This is a genomic window from Treponema primitia ZAS-2 (assembly GCF_000214375.1).
GTDB classification, from domain to species: Bacteria; Spirochaetota; Spirochaetia; order Treponematales; family Breznakiellaceae; genus Termitinema; species Termitinema primitia.
In genome coordinates this window covers 2,324,589-2,338,435 of the sequence record NC_015578.1, presented here as the reverse complement: position 1 = coordinate 2,338,435, position 13,847 = coordinate 2,324,589, and the positions used below count along the sequence as shown (strand labels likewise).

Annotated in this window: 14 protein-coding genes; 4 read left to right on the top strand and 10 right to left on the bottom strand. The window is 52.5% G+C overall.

Features of this window, described 5'->3' with window-relative positions; all coding sequences use genetic code 11:
- The 4 genes from flgK to csrA are packed head-to-tail and all read left to right on the top strand — an operon-like array spanning nt 1 to nt 3,892.
- Nucleotides 1-1,881 carry a flagellar hook-associated protein FlgK gene (gene flgK / locus TREPR_RS10185; RefSeq protein ID WP_015708234.1) on the top strand — a complete coding sequence of 627 codons (1,881 nt, stop codon included), beginning with the start codon at nt 1-3 and terminating at the stop codon, nt 1,879-1,881.
- A 58-nt stretch (nt 1,882-1,939) separates the two neighbouring features.
- A complete protein-coding gene (locus tag TREPR_RS10180) occupies nt 1,940-3,187 on the top strand; it encodes a flagellar hook-associated protein 3 (protein ID WP_015708233.1) in 1,248 nt (415 codons plus the stop codon).
- A 28-nt stretch (nt 3,188-3,215) separates the two neighbouring features.
- On the top strand, nt 3,216-3,665 hold the full coding sequence (fliW, locus tag TREPR_RS10175; RefSeq protein ID WP_015708232.1) for a flagellar assembly protein FliW: 450 nt from the start codon (nt 3,216-3,218) through the stop codon (nt 3,663-3,665).
- Nucleotides 3,659-3,892 carry a carbon storage regulator CsrA gene (csrA, locus tag TREPR_RS10170; protein WP_015708231.1) on the top strand — a complete coding sequence of 78 codons (234 nt, stop codon included), beginning with the start codon at nt 3,659-3,661 and terminating at the stop codon, nt 3,890-3,892. The genes fliW and csrA overlap by 7 nt, the downstream gene beginning before the upstream one ends.
- 5 nt (nt 3,893-3,897) lie before the next feature.
- On the opposite strand, the gene TREPR_RS10165 is transcribed toward csrA, so the two are convergent.
- The 10 genes from TREPR_RS10165 to TREPR_RS10120 all read right to left on the bottom strand — a co-directional run bounded on the left by TREPR_RS10165 (nt 3,898) and on the right by TREPR_RS10120 (nt 13,295).
- Nucleotides 3,898-4,980, bottom strand: a complete 1,083-nt coding sequence (locus TREPR_RS10165) for an HD domain-containing phosphohydrolase (RefSeq protein WP_169313419.1) — start codon at nt 4,978-4,980, stop codon at nt 3,898-3,900.
- A 111-nt stretch (nt 4,981-5,091) separates the two neighbouring features.
- A complete protein-coding gene (gene tsaB / locus TREPR_RS10160; RefSeq protein ID WP_015708229.1) occupies nt 5,092-5,787 on the bottom strand; it encodes a tRNA (adenosine(37)-N6)-threonylcarbamoyltransferase complex dimerization subunit type 1 TsaB in 696 nt (231 codons plus the stop codon).
- Complete coding sequence (gene tsaE, locus TREPR_RS10155) at nt 5,784-6,224, bottom strand: tRNA (adenosine(37)-N6)-threonylcarbamoyltransferase complex ATPase subunit type 1 TsaE (protein WP_281054610.1); 441 nt, start codon at nt 6,222-6,224, stop codon at nt 5,784-5,786. Before tsaE ends, tsaB begins: the two co-directional genes overlap by 4 nt.
- The gene (locus tag TREPR_RS10150; RefSeq protein ID WP_015708227.1) at nt 6,217-6,480 is read right to left on the bottom strand and encodes a hypothetical protein; all 264 of its coding nucleotides are present in this window, start codon (nt 6,478-6,480) and stop codon (nt 6,217-6,219) included. The genes tsaE and TREPR_RS10150 overlap by 8 nt, the downstream gene beginning before the upstream one ends.
- 56 nt (nt 6,481-6,536) lie before the next feature.
- A complete protein-coding gene (locus tag TREPR_RS10145; protein WP_245534718.1) occupies nt 6,537-7,619 on the bottom strand; it encodes a flagellar brake protein in 1,083 nt (360 codons plus the stop codon).
- Nucleotides 7,620-7,647: 28 nt separating this feature from the next.
- Nucleotides 7,648-8,607: a hypothetical protein gene (locus tag TREPR_RS10140; RefSeq protein WP_015708225.1), complete on the bottom strand. Its 960-nt coding sequence runs from the start codon at nt 8,605-8,607 to the stop codon at nt 7,648-7,650.
- 11 nt (nt 8,608-8,618) lie between these two features.
- Nucleotides 8,619-10,649: a flagellar filament capping protein FliD gene (gene fliD / locus TREPR_RS10135; RefSeq protein WP_015708224.1), complete on the bottom strand. Its 2,031-nt coding sequence runs from the start codon at nt 10,647-10,649 to the stop codon at nt 8,619-8,621.
- A 61-nt stretch (nt 10,650-10,710) separates the two neighbouring features.
- The gene (locus TREPR_RS10130) at nt 10,711-11,094 is read right to left on the bottom strand and encodes a flagellar protein FlaG (RefSeq protein ID WP_015708223.1); all 384 of its coding nucleotides are present in this window, start codon (nt 11,092-11,094) and stop codon (nt 10,711-10,713) included.
- A 156-nt stretch (nt 11,095-11,250) separates the two neighbouring features.
- Nucleotides 11,251-12,105 (bottom strand): flagellin N-terminal helical domain-containing protein, encoded by an 855-nt coding sequence (locus tag TREPR_RS10125; protein ID WP_015708222.1) that lies wholly within the window; start codon nt 12,103-12,105, stop codon nt 11,251-11,253.
- 329 nt (nt 12,106-12,434) lie between these two features.
- Nucleotides 12,435-13,295: a flagellin N-terminal helical domain-containing protein gene (locus TREPR_RS10120; RefSeq protein ID WP_015708221.1), complete on the bottom strand. Its 861-nt coding sequence runs from the start codon at nt 13,293-13,295 to the stop codon at nt 12,435-12,437.
- Nucleotides 13,296-13,847 lie beyond the last annotated feature (552 nt).

Sequence of the window (13,847 nt, the reverse complement as noted above, 5' to 3'; positions counted from 1 at the left end):
ATGACATCTACCTTTTCGGGAATTGAAATAGGCAAGCGGGCGGTTATCGCCCATCAGCAGGCCCTGAATACCACGGGGCATAACCTTTCCAACATGGAAACTGAGGGCTATTCCCGGCAGCGAGTGGAATTTTCCCCCTTTGAGCCCATTTATCTCCCGGGGCTGAACCGGGAGGAGACCCCCGGCCAGATAGGGCAGGGCACGGTGGTTGAGCGGATTGAACGGCTCCGGGACCAGCTTCTGGATCAGCAGATCGTTGCCCGGGCTTCCGGGGAAGGGTACTGGACCGCCCGGGACCCCTATGTACGCATGATGGAACAGCTGTACATGGAAGTGGGGGATAATTCCATGCGGAGCCGTATGGACGCCTTCTGGGATTCCTGGCAGGAACTTTCCAGGCACCCTGCAGATACCGCCCCCCGGGAAGCGGTGCTTGAACGGGGCAAAACCATGGTAGACGCCATCCATGACCGGTACCGAGGGCTGAAGGGCCTACAGGATATGGTGAACCAGGATATACAGCTCACCGTAGGCCGGGTGAACGATCTTTCCAAACAGATCGCCGGGCTGAACAAGGAAATTCAAAAGGTGCGTGCCCAGGGGGACAATCCCAATGACCTCCTGGACCGCCGGGACCTTCTGGTGGACAAGCTTTCCTCAATAATTGATGTTACCGTGGACAGCCGGGACCCGGATGAATTTATGGTCCACACCTCCGGGTTTGTGCTGGTCCAGGGAAAAATCGGCCGCCAGTTCGACCTGGAACAGGGTATCGAAACCGAAGGCTATTCCCGGATCGTCTGGGGTGAGACCAGGGATGAGGCCCACTTTCGCGGCGGAAGTCTGGCTGCGCTGCTTGATCTCCGGGACAATACCATACAGTCGGAAATACAAAACCTGGACAATATGACCATGAACTTTGTGGATCTGGTCAATGAGATACACCGTGAAAGCTACGGCCTTAACGGTACTACGGGGCAGGAATTCTTCCAGGAATATCCCTTTGTTACTAACCTTAACGGAAACTATGACCGGGATGGGGACGGGGAATTTGATTCCTCCTATATTTTCCGTATCAACGGTACCAATGCCCTGGAACCCCAGGCTCAGTTGGGCATTGAGGGAACTATCTCCCTTTCAGGGGCCACAGGAAATGTGCAGGTTCCCTACTATCCTACGGATACAGTGACCGAAGTAGTTACCCGTATCAACAATGCGGGTGGAGAAGTGGTGGCCCGGCTCAACCGGGATGGCTTTCTTTCCCTGAAAGGGACTCCCGCAGAAGATCCGAGCAACCCCGATTTTGTGATCCGTCACATTGAGGATTCGGGGTACTTTCTCACCGGGTATGCCGGGGTGTTAAACGGGCAGGGGCCTGCGGGGGCCTATAACTGGGCCCAGGCGGATGCCAGTGCCGCTCTCAGTGGGGGTGTGCAGGACTATTCGGTGGCGCCGGTGGCCCATCCTTCCGGGTGGATCGATATTAACCCGGCCCTGCTCCGGGATGTCAATTCTGTGGCCGCCGGGTTCGGCGAAAACGGCCGCTCCGCCAATCCCGGTAACGGGGAGGCTGCCATGGCAATAGCCGCCATCCGGAACACCCGGGTCATGGTGGGCAGCCAGGGCACCTTTGACGATTACTTCGCCGATGCAGTGGGGCGTATCGGCCTTTTGGGCGAGCAGAGCGGCCGGCAGCTGGAAACCCAGAACCTGGCCATGAAAACCCTTAAGGATATGCGGGCGTCTGTCTCCGGGGTAAATGTGGACGAAGAGTTGTCGGCAATGATCCGGTACCAGCACGGCTATGCGGCGGCAGCGCGGTTTATCACCACGGTGAACACATTGCTGGACACTATTATTAACAGAATGGGGGTTAGTTGATATTCAGTATTACTGAATATCAACTAACCCTTATGAACAGTGTTAAGAAGGAGTTTGTATGAGACGAGTTTCGACGGATATGCCTAATACGGATATGCAGTACTATCTGCGGCGCCAGGAAGAAGGGCTGAGCAAGGTCCAGTCAAAGATAGCCAACCAGTCCCGGATAAACGAGCTCAGGGATGATCCTCTGGCAGCTTCCCATGCGGTACGTTACGATTCCTACCTTACCAGGCTTGAACGCTTTGAGAATAATACCCAGTACGCACAGGATCACTACCGGATCACCGACGACTATATGAAGCAGGCCATTGATGTGATGCAGCGGATTAGAGAAATTTCAGTGCAAGGAGCCCAGGGTACCTATGCGCCTGAGGATATGAAATACATGGCACAGGAAGTGAATGAACTGCTCAAGGAGATCGTTACGGTTTCTAACGCTATGGGACCCGACGGCAAACAGATCTTTGCGGGGGACAAGGCCTTTACCGAGCCCTTCCGCATGGTGGAAGGAACCGTTCCCGGGGGCGGTGAAAACGTGGTGGTCCGGGTGGAATACCGGGGCGCCGGGGCTACCCGGAGGACCGAGGTGAGCGAAGGCGCCTACGCCGACCTTGATATGGGGGGCGGGGAAGTTTTCTGGGCTGAGAATATGCAGATCTTCTCCACCTTTGATGCTTCCGATTACCGGGTTACCGAAAGCGGTGCCTTTTATGTGGACGGGGAAGAAATCAATGTCGGCGCCGGGGACAGTCTTCCTGCAATCGTGGCGAAGATCAACGAATCCTCCGCGCCGGTAAAAGCATACATCGATCCTATGACCAAGGGTATTGCCCTGGAGGGGACCAACCCTCATTTGATCCGCCTGGAAGACCGGCAGGATTCCCGGATACTGCAAGACTTAGGGGTCATTAGTAATTCTGTTGATCCCGGGGCGCCCAACTGGCACCCTTCTGCCCGGGTTTCAGGTGGTTCCGCCTTTGATATGGTTATCCGGCTTCGGGACGCCCTGTTCCGGGGGGACACGGAATTTGCGGGCAGCCAGGGCATAGGCGGCATGGACCTTGCCCTGTCCAATATGGAAAGCCGTCTGGCCGAGCTGGGCAGCCGGGAAGAGCGGGCGGAAGCGACCTGGCAGCGCTTAAACAAAGAAATACCCAATGTGGCCGCCGCCTTTTCCCGGGAAGCAGGGCTTGACATGGCCTCTGCGGCCACCGATTTAGCCATGATGGACTTTGCCCATAAGGCGGCTTTACAGACCGCCGCCAAGGTTCTTCCCCCAACCTTGCTAGATTTCCTGCGCTAGTTAAACTGCGCAGTATTAGGAGTATACCGTGAAGGTCGCAACAAAAGCGTATGGCTTGATTGAAGTTGATGAACGGCAAAGGATCAGTTTTCCCCTGGGCCTTCTGGGCTTTGAATCTTTTAAGGAGTATATACTCCTTGATGCGGAACGGCAGCCCTTTTACTGGCTCCAGTCCCTGGAGGTTGAACAGATAGCCTTCATCCTGATCAACCCATTTCTGTTCAGACCCGATTATGAACTGGACATTAACGATGAGGAGCTTAAGGATATAGGCCTATCCGGCCCGGAGAAAGCCCTGATATTTTCCATTGTTACCATCCCTTCCGGCGGCAGCCCCATGACTGCTAATCTTCAGGGGCCCCTGATAATCAACAGAGACATCCGCTCGGGTAAGCAGGCTGTGTTAACCGATCCCCGGTGGAAAACAAAGCATGACATCATAGAAGAACTTGCGGCGGTGAGGCAGGGCACATGCTGATACTATCCAGAAAAATCAATGAAAAGATCATGATAGGTGAGGATATCTCTATATCCATCATTGAAATTCGGGGAGATCAGGTGCGTATCGGTGTGGATGCCCCAAAAACAGTAAAGGTATTCCGCCAGGAAGTATTCGACGCCATAAAGGCGGAAAACAAAGCTGCCGCAGAATCAAAGCCGGTTTTCCCGGAATTGGATTTTGGTGCCAAAAGGGATCCTCTGTAATAAGGTCACGTATCCTTGTTTTTCTCAAAGAGTGCATTAAACCTGGGCGCCGATGTATAAAACACATCAAGCAGGGTAGGGTCAAAATGGGTTCCCTTTCCTTCCATCATTTGGCGAACCGCCGTTTGATGGTCAAAGGGGGGCTTATAACTCCGCCGCATTCTCAGGGCATCGTACACATCCGCGATGGCTACAATCCGGGCAGACAGGGGTATCAGATCCATTTCCAGCTGGAAGGGGTACCCTGTGCCGTTCCATTTTTCATGGTGGCACAGGGCGATATCCTTTGCCATAGGATTAGGATAAGTAGAAAGTATAAAGGCGCCGTTCTTGGTATGCTCCTGCATTACCGACCACTCCCAGTCCGAGAGGGGGCCTTCCTTATTTAGAATATCATCCGGAGTGCCTATCTTTCCCACATCGTGCATGGACGCCAGGAATCCTATATTGTCAATAAAATCCGCATCCACCCGTTCATACCCCGGTTTGTGGTGCAGTTCTTCTGCCAGGCAGCGAGAATACAGGTTTACCCTGGAGATATGCTGACCCGTATCATTATCTTTTAGCTTCGACGCCTCCAGGAGGCTCATAAAAACTGAGCGCAGGAGAAGGCGGTTCTCTTCGGTCACATCATCAAACATGATCACAAAATTCTCAGGGGCTTTGATGTTCATTTCTGCGGCGAAAAGATATACTTTTGTCTGAACCGTAACAATTTCACGGGACTTTATCCGGGCTTTTCCTTTCCAGGAAAATCCGTTATCCCCCTTTATAACAGTATCTCTGATTTTTCGTATATCTTCTAATTCAAAGAATTTTCCGAAGGTATCAACAAAATAGCTGCCTACGAGTTTTGAAAAAGGAAACATATTTTTGCATCCCGGATTGGCGTAGATTATTTTCAGATGTTGATCTATAAATAAAACCGGGAATATACTGTTTTCAAATAGTTCCATTGAGGGAGTATGAGAAACCCTGATAGCAGCGTCCGCAGTCTCAATGTCCTCCACTTCCGCCGCATCAAGGACATCCAGGGTTTCCAATTTTTCATTATCGGGAATTTCTTCCGTTTTTTGTATATCCTGCATAAATCCCAACTTTTTTATTCGTGAATCTGGTTTAATGAACTTCTTGTCGAACGAGCCTCCGCTCAAATAATACAAGCTTAGAGATACCCTGGAGCTTGCTCCCTAGAGGCATCATTTGGCGCCAAAGGATAATTCCGCATCGCTCTTTCGTAAATAAAGGGGCCCGGAAAAATACTCCTCTTCTGATCCAATTATACCCCTTTTCAAAATGATGTCCAATAGTTCCCGGGCCCTTCCCCGTTTTCCACCCGGGTCGCAAAAAAGTCCCGGCCCAAAGGCCGTTTTGAGCTTTTCATACAATAGAGGCCCGTCAGGCCCGGTAATCATCACATTTTCCCCGGCCTGTGCGTCCCCGCCTGAGAGGGCCCTGATCCGGGCGGCGATTTCTTCCGGGGATGCGTCCATAAAATCGCCGAGCCGTTCCCCTTCCCGGTATAGGGCGCTAAAGAAGCGGTCCTTTTTTGCATCCAAGGCGGGGATGACCAGACCGGGCCATGAGGCATAGGGGGCGGCCAAACAGTCCAGGGTCGGGACCGAAACCATGGGGATACCCAGGGCCAGGGCCAGGCCCTTTACTGCCGCAAAGGCGATACGCAGCCCCGTAAAGGACCCGGGGCCCTTCATACAGGCCGCCAGATCAATATCTCCGCTCTCCAGGCCGGCGCTGCCCAGGAGCCGGTCCAGGACATCCATGAGCAGTTCCGCATGGCGAAGGCCTCCGTCCACCTCAAAATACCAGACATCCTCTCCCTTTGAAAGGGCGGCGGACAGAACTTGCGAGGAAGTATCCAGGGCAAGTATATTCATTTCAGCGTTTCCAGTCCTTCAATGGTGATATGGCGGTGTCCATCTTCAAGCAGTGTAATCGTAACGGTAATTGCCCCGGCGGGTATGGTAGACTTTAGCCGCTCACTCCATTCAATCACCGAAATACCCTCTCCAAAGAGAAGTTCCTCACCCCCCAGGGCGATAAAGTCATCATCCCCTTCCAGGCGGTAGGCGTCAATATGGTAAAAGGGCAAAATATCGGGATGGCGGGTTGTATATTCGGAAATAATCGTATAGCTGGGGCTGGTTATCGCTTCATCAATGCCAAGAAAGCGGCCAATACCCTTGGTAATGCAGGTTTTCCCGGCGCCTAAGGTTCCATAGAGGGCGACTATGCTTCCTTTTTTCAGATTAGCGGCGATCCTTTCTCCAATAGCCATGGTTTCTTCCGGGGAAGAAGAAACAAAACTAGCCAGGAAGGCCTCCGTTTTCGTCCAAGTCGGAAATAAACTGTTTTAGTTCCTTCATCAGGGGAACCAGGGGATAGTCAACCGGTTCAGCAATGGTCACCGAAACCTGGTTCATACCGGTAGGCAGGGTTTCAATGGTAAAATCTATCTGTCGTTCTAGATTTTTGCCCATAACCTCAATCTCAAGGACGCCGTTAAACAGACGCCGGTAGTATATTGGGACATCTTTTCGAACAATATCTCTAATCTGTTTTATCTTCATCCCGCCCTCACCTTACCTTTTAATTTTTCGGGAAGCGCTACAGCCCTGCCTACCGATCATTCATCATTATATTCAAAAACAAGGGCATTAATAGAATTCTGCGCCCTGCGGGGTACTTTGATAAACTTTACATGTATGGTTGTGTATTTTCCGCCCCGGTTGATCCTGAGAACCTGTCCCAGAGCCGCCAATGACGCAGTATCTCCGGATTCAAATTCAAGCTTAATCCTGGTACCGGCCCGTATATTCGCGGAACTCTGCATGGAACACCCGCCTATGGATAGATCCATGATAGTACCGGTATACCGGTATTTGTCTACGGTCATTTTCTTAACCATTTTACGGCCCACCCTTGTTTCGCTTACTAAAACAACGTGGAAAATGCAGGGGGTAGCGGTTTGAATCCGCCGGAAACGCCGCTGAACCAGGGGTTTAACCCGTGCAGCATGGGCTAGCTGTAAATTTTGCCCCTTGGGGGTATCCATGGTTCCCAGTATTTTGGAATCAAAGGAGTAGCCCTTACTGGACTTGGTAAAGAATGACAGGGCAACCCTGGTTCCAGTGGGGATACGTATGGGGTTGCCCAAGGAATTTTTGGGACTTTCTACCAGCACCGAATCCCCTTTAGAATTGACCACCCTGACCGGATAGGTTTCCTTTCCCACCGCAAGAACCCCCGCCATGTTCGAGGGGATCTGCCGGGTAGAAGTGGCGGTGGCGGTAGTATTCTGCACAGCCTCGATGGTATTTCTGGTGGAAAAGAGCAGGGCTATCTGCTGCTGGGCAACAGCATCGCTGGTCGCAGTATTTTCAATGCGCCGGTACGCCCGCTTAAAGTGTTTATCCAGCAGGGGGGTACTCTGTATAACCGAGATGGGATCGCTCACCGCATCGCTTCTGAAAATATCCTCCAACACCTTTTTCTGGGGTTTGCTCAGCCCGTAGGAATTGGCGATTTTTGAAAGGGCAAAAAAGCTGAAGCGCCGGGGAGCCCCTGCGCCGCTTCGATTCTTGATAAGGCCGTGGATTAGTAAAAAAAGAAAGAACCCCCCAAAGCTTACCCCTAAGACAGGGCCTGCCCAGGGATACCTGTCACCGAAGGAGACAAAATATACATCCTGAAGTAGATAAAATGTCATCCCCGGGAACATGGACCCTTCCTTTTGATTAAGATGCGGCGGCAGCCGGAGTTTTGATTGCCGAATACAGGGCCCGCAAACGGGGCGCCACCTCATATTCCGCTAAATCTCCCACTAAAACCGCGTCTTTTACCTCATAGGCCGCCAAAAGTTCCTTTAAGGCGGCGCTGAAATCTTCGATAAAAGCGCTGAAAGGCGCTACTTGCAACGGAGTTTCCCGCGCTACTTGCAACGGAGTTTCCCGCGCTACTTGCAACGAAGTTCCCCGCGCTACTTGCAACGAAGTTCCCCGCGCTACTTGCAACGGAGTTTCCCGCGCAGTATCTATGACTAAAGTATCGGTAACAAAGCCTTCCAGTTTTAGGAAAGAGAGGAGTCGAAAGATTTTTTCTGTAATTCCCGAAAAAAGCTGCACCGTTTCTGCGGCACGCCCATCCTTTCCAGTCTGAATATCCAGGGGCAGGTCCTCAAGGCGCGTGGCAATGCTCTCCACCGCTTGCTCTATACGGCCTAACTCCGCCCCGGGGTCCCGGAGTTCCCGGAGCCGTTCTTCAATCAGGGAAGAGAGAGATTCAGGGGCAAAGCCTTCACCCCGGAAGGTTTGGGCAGCATACCCGTAGATATCCGGGATCTGTTCCGCTAGAAAACTCGCCGAGGGGCCGGTTTCCCAATTTTGCTGTATGTTCCGCCGTTCTTCAAAGGAAGCGTTTTCATAGGCGGCAATTTTATTCTGAATGTCCAGCAGAGCTTCGGCTAAGAGCTGGGGCAGGCTGCTGGTTTCAATATCCAGGGTTTCTAACTCCCCCAGATCCCGGTCAAAGGCCGCTTCCAGAGAAGCCGCGCCGGTGGTTTCACCGTTTATCCGCAGGCCACTCAGGGAATACCTGGACCCGGAAAGCCATTCCCCAATGCCGCCTAAAAGGTCGCCTAAGGTTTTTTCTTTTTCCAGGATAATATCCGCTGGTTTTCCGTCGATTGTAATTTTCATACCCTTACCTGCTAATTATTATTATTATTCGCCCTCTGGCTGAACTGATCCAGGGAAGTGGACATCCGTTCCATACGGTTATAGGCCCCTTCCATCTGGCCGTATTGCATCTTGAGTGCCGACTCTTTGCTGGCAAGCTGCCGGTCCAGGGTTTCCATCCGCCGCTGATCCTGGTCCACCCGGGAATCAATGGTACCGGTTTTTAGGCTGATGATCCCCCCGGTTTCCACATAGGGCCTGGCAAGGGTATCAATAGTGTGGGCAAGCCCGGAATCAACCAGAAGATCCCCGTCGCTGTCAAATCCGAATAGCTGGCGTATCTGGGGTATACGGGTTTCCAGGGCGGCGTCCAGGGCTTTTTCGTCTATTTCCAGGTAGCCCCGCAGCCGGGAAGCGTCATACCCTGAAGCCCCGGAACGGCGGACGTCCGTGCCTATGCCAATCTGGGAAAGCAGGATTGGGCTGTCCGAAGTGGGGTAGGGGGAAGAAGCTGCCCTCTGGAGGGTATTTTTAAACTGGCTCAGGGTTGAATCCCCTGAGAATACCCCCAGCTTCTTCCGGTACTCTTCCTGTTCCTCAGGGGTAAGGTAGCTCAGTTCCTGGATTATCCGTTCGTCATTTCTGGTTAATACATTTATATCCGCTAACAGGCGGTTATAGTTCCCCACCATGGAGATAATGCTGTCTTTGATCCCCTCCCGGTCAGGCTGTACCCCCAGGGTAAGTGGCCGGTCAGAAACAGCCCGGGGAGTTATGGTAACCCCCGGGATAAGATCGTCAATATTATTGGTGGGCCGCCTGATCTCGATCCCGTCCATGGTGATAAGGGCATCCGCCGCCGCAGAAACCGGGCTGCGGGGGGTGAATCCCCCCAATGCATTGGGATCGTAGATGCGGATGTTTTTGATTGACACATCCCGATGGGTATTGTTGTTCACCAATTCCAGGGAGACAATAGTTTTATCCCCCGCGATATCCTGTAGTTGGAACTGGTAGGGTTTGAAATCAGTAGAATCAGTAATAGGGGGAAGTATGGTGGATGTCCCATCGGTATAGGTAAAGGTCAGTACCCCCAGGTCATCCATTCGGGCCGGAGCTTCCGGGGGAATCCAGGGGGGCATATTGACTTCGGAAAGATCGTTTTCCACGGTGATGCCGCCGTAGCTGGCGGACCCCGAAGTAGGTATCTCCGGCCCCGGAGGTGGCTGAGGTATCACAACGGCCCCCTCCCTCCGCAGGGTAGTAAGGGTTTCAAAGCTTATAATCAGGTTGGGGCTTGAGGGGATGGTGGTGGGAGGGGTGATAATGGCCCTTCCACCGGCGGCAACACTGAGGGTATTTTCCGCCACCTTGATCAGGGAAGCCTCCGCAGCCCGCCTGGACTGTACCGTGGCATCCCGGAGGACAAAGTCTACGGTGGAATCATTTGTCCGCTCACCCATGCCTATGTTCAGGGCCAGGGCTTCAGAATCCCCGGAAAAGCCCAGGCGGTTTTTTTCCCCGGTTACCAGGGATTCGATGAGCAGGGATCTGGTCCCGGTTTCCACGGCGATAAGGCTGGACTGGATCTTATCCTTGCCCCGGCGGTTCAGGGCTTCCGAAAATTCCCGGAGGGTGCCCCCCCGGAAGTTAAAGGAAATCCGATCCTCCCCTATGGAAAAATCGTAGGTTCCCCCGTTTATTTTGTAGTTTTCCGGCAAAGGGGCGGATATAAAACGATCCGCAGATGCAACCTGTTTTACCGTAAAGTTGTGCTTCTGCTCCGCCGCTTCCCTGGTGGCGGTGGCGGTAATAACCGAATCGTCCTGGGAAACCACTATCCGTTCATTAAAGGGGTTTTGAAATGAAAAAAGCTGCCTGGCGCTCTCCCGGAGGGAACTCATGCGCCGGCCCATTTCCTGCCAGTATGTTTTTTGTGTTTGAAGGGTATCGACGTGCTTTTCTACGCGGTCTCTGGGAACCCGCTCGACCTGCATAAGGTCTTCAATGAGTTTATCGGTATTAAACCGGCTTTTTACTCCGGGCACGTAAATGTCGGACATACCCCGCTTGCTTCTCCTGTCGGCCTGAACCGGGTTTGCTTAACCGGTTCAGGCTAGCAGCTTATACCTTCTCGTCGAATAAGAAACCAATAGTTTCCTTGATGTTGTCATGCAGTCGCTGCAATTCTTCCGGTGGAAGTACCTTAATCACCTTATCGGTTTCGCCATCAATGACCTTGACGATTACTTCATGGGACTGGTGATCCACTTCGAATTTAAGTCTTCGGTTTAACGCCAGGGTGACCCGTTCAAGGTCAGCGACGGTAGGTCCTATATCCAGGGGAACTTTTTCCGATGGATTCCGATTTCCCGGCAGGGATGCTTCAAATTTTTCTAATGCGGCGGTCTTTGCTGCCGCCAGTATCCGCGTTTGTTTAGCGAATCCTCTGTCCTGGGGGAGTTCCTGCTGGGGTTTTACACCCACAGCGGCTATTACAGTACCCATAGGTACCTCCCATTACATACTTATTGAAATAATTCTCCTTCATAAGGAGAATCGCTGCTTTCAAAAAAGGGCGGAGAAGGGCGCGATCTCCTCCGTCCCCGGGTTCCAAAAGACGACGTCCAGAAGCCTCTTGTTACACCAAATGGTTATGAAACATTAACCAAGGAGCTGTAACACCGACTGGGTCTGCACATTGGCCTGAGCCAACATAGCGTTCCCCGCCTGGGACAGGATTGAATCCTTGGTAAAGGCAACCATTTCGGTCGCCATATCCGCATCCCGTATCCGGGATTCGGCGGCCTGGAGGTTTTCAGCAGCAATGCTGATCCCTTCCGCAGCCATTTCAAAACGGTTCTGATACGCGCCAAGATCGGCCCTCTGCTTGGAGATTAACTTCAAAGCAGAATCTATGGAGCCGATAGCTGCATTCGCTTCCTCAGGGGACACGATGGAGATACTCCCCGATTCACCCTGGGTGGTCTGTAAACCAAGAGCCTGAGCGGTCATGGTACCGATAAAGATCTGTTCGTTCTGATCCATATTGGCCCCGACCTGGAGCTGCATTATCCGGTTAACACTGGAATTCTGGGCAAAGGACCCGGTGAGGATGTTCATACCGTTGTATTGAGCATGGCTCGCTACGCGGTTGATTTCATCGATCAATTGGGAAACCTCAACCTGAATCTGCATACGATCCTCATCGGTATAGATACCGTTGGCGGACTGTACGGACAGTTCCCGGAGACGGTGCAGGATATCCTGGGATTCCTGAAGGTACCCTTCAGTAGCCTGGATAAAGGACACACCGTTTTGAATATTGCGCTCCGCTTGATTTAAACCCCGGATCTGGCCCCGCATTTTTTCGGAGACCGCGAGTCCGGAAGCATCATCACCGGCTTTGTTGATACGCTGACCTGAGCTGAGCTTTTCAATGCTCCGCGCTACATCGGCTTGCGTAACACCAAGCTGGCGATTGGCAAACATGGCGCTCTGGTTGTGATTAATAATCATATAACCCTCCTTGAGCTAGTAACTGCGGCTATCCTTAGCCACAGTCGAACCGCACGGTAAGCCTTCCCGGAAGGAGGGTCGCGCCATTCCTCCCGGAAATTCTCTGTACGGAACGAACCGTTTATCCCCGGTTTAACCCGGTTATAAACGATTCGTTCCGCCGTGCGCTTATACTTCACATCTGTAAAGTATACTAGCAAGGGTCTTTGTCAAATAACATGGCACGGAGCATTCCCGAAAGAATTTTCCAGCCTGATACCGGGATTATCCCGGCAGGGTAGGGGTATTCCTTCCTAAGACAGAATACTCCTACTCTTTAATGTAATGCGCTATTGAAGAAGTTGCAAGACCGAAGTGGTCCGCTGGTTCGCCTGGGCCAACATGGCGGTTCCCGCCTGGGACAGGATCTGATCCCGCATATAGGTCACCATCTGGCTGGCCATATCTGCGTCCCGTATCCTGGATTCCGATGCCTGCATATTCTCGGCCCCCACATTGAGGCCGTTAATAGCCATCTCCAGTCTGTTCTGGTAGGCCCCCAGGTCGGCCCGTTGCTTATTGATAAGCTTGATAGCCGCATCCAGGGTCCCGATAGCCCGGTTCGCCTCTTCCGGGGACTGCATGTCCATGAAAGAGCCGTCCCCCACATTACGGATACCCAGTCCCAGGGAAGTCATGGTGCCGATAAACACCTGTTCCCGCTGGTCCATATTGGCGCCGATATGGAACCACATGGAGGCGGTGACCACACCGTCGCTGCTCTGATGGGCAAAACGGCCGGTGAGCATGTTCATGCCGTTGAACTGGGCGTGGCTGGAGATCCGGTCGATTTCGTCGATCAGCTGGGATACTTCCACCTGGATGTACATACGGTCTTCATCGGTGTACACCCCGTTCGAGGACTGGACAGCCAGTTCCCGCATACGCTGGATAATATCCTGGGTTTCCTGGAGGTATCCTTCGCTGGCCTGGATAAAAGAAATGCCGTTAGCTGCATTGGACGAGGCCTGGTTCAGCCCTCGGATCTGGCTCCGTAACTTTTCGGAAACCGCAAGCCCGGAAGCGTCGTCTCCCGCCCGGTTGATACGAAGTCCCGAAGAAAGCTTCTCCATGGACTTGGTAAGGTTATTTTGGGTAACCTTGAGGGACCTGTCTGCAAACATAGCGGACAGGTTGTGGTTGATGATCATGTCATCCTCCTTGATAATGTCTGCCCAAGGCATCCTTGCCTCAGGATAAGGCAAGGATGGCCATCCTTTAGGATGAAACCTCCCTGCCTTGGGGTGGTAAATCGCTTTTTCCGGACAGCCTGGCCGCGCTCCGCCAGTCTGCCTGAAAAATACTTCTTACCAATACTTGTTTCGGTAAAAAACCGGGTAAACTTTACCTTTTTTTGATATATGGCAAAAAAAACAGCAAATCTCAGTTTAGACAATAGTGGCTCATTCTCTGGGAGGGGCGGGGATGCAAGCACCAACATGTTGAGTCAGCCTCGCTTCGCATACCTTCTCCATTGTGTATAACAATCGCTTTAAGGCCCCCATACCGTTGTGTAAAATAGGCCAAAGGCATACCTCCTCCATTATGTATGGCAATCGCTTTACGGTACCTATACGGGATAGAGGCAGGGGAGGGTGGGCAAGGCCCCTCGGCCCGTCTCTGGAATTCTCTGCTGGAGGAGACCGCACAAAAGAATGGTGCGGGCTCCGTAAGCAGACTCTACAGGTTAGGGCCGAGGGGCC

Bases quoted from the DNA above. Each gene is read 5' to 3' on its own strand.
- flgK (WP_015708234.1), top strand. From the start codon at position 1: ATGACATCTACCTTTTCGGGAATTGAAATAGGCAAGCGGGCGGTTATC.
- TREPR_RS10180 (WP_015708233.1), top strand. From the start codon at position 1,940: ATGAGACGAGTTTCGACGGATATGCCTAATACGGATATGCAGTACTAT.
- csrA (WP_015708231.1), top strand. From the start codon at position 3,659: ATGCTGATACTATCCAGAAAAATCAATGAAAAGATCATGATAGGTGAG.
- TREPR_RS10165 (WP_169313419.1), bottom strand. From the start codon at position 4,980: ATGCAGGATATACAAAAAACGGAAGAAATTCCCGATAATGAAAAATTG.
- tsaB (WP_015708229.1), bottom strand. From the start codon at position 5,787: ATGAATATACTTGCCCTGGATACTTCCTCGCAAGTTCTGTCCGCCGCC.
- TREPR_RS10150 (WP_015708227.1), bottom strand. From the start codon at position 6,480: ATGAAGATAAAACAGATTAGAGATATTGTTCGAAAAGATGTCCCAATA.
- TREPR_RS10145 (WP_245534718.1), bottom strand. From the start codon at position 7,619: ATGACATTTTATCTACTTCAGGATGTATATTTTGTCTCCTTCGGTGAC.
- TREPR_RS10140 (WP_015708225.1), bottom strand. From the start codon at position 8,607: ATGAAAATTACAATCGACGGAAAACCAGCGGATATTATCCTGGAAAAA.
- fliD (WP_015708224.1), bottom strand. From the start codon at position 10,649: ATGTCCGACATTTACGTGCCCGGAGTAAAAAGCCGGTTTAATACCGAT.
- TREPR_RS10130 (WP_015708223.1), bottom strand. From the start codon at position 11,094: ATGGGTACTGTAATAGCCGCTGTGGGTGTAAAACCCCAGCAGGAACTC.
- TREPR_RS10125 (WP_015708222.1), bottom strand. From the start codon at position 12,105: ATGATTATTAATCACAACCAGAGCGCCATGTTTGCCAATCGCCAGCTT.
- TREPR_RS10120 (WP_015708221.1), bottom strand. From the start codon at position 13,295: ATGATCATCAACCACAACCTGTCCGCTATGTTTGCAGACAGGTCCCTC.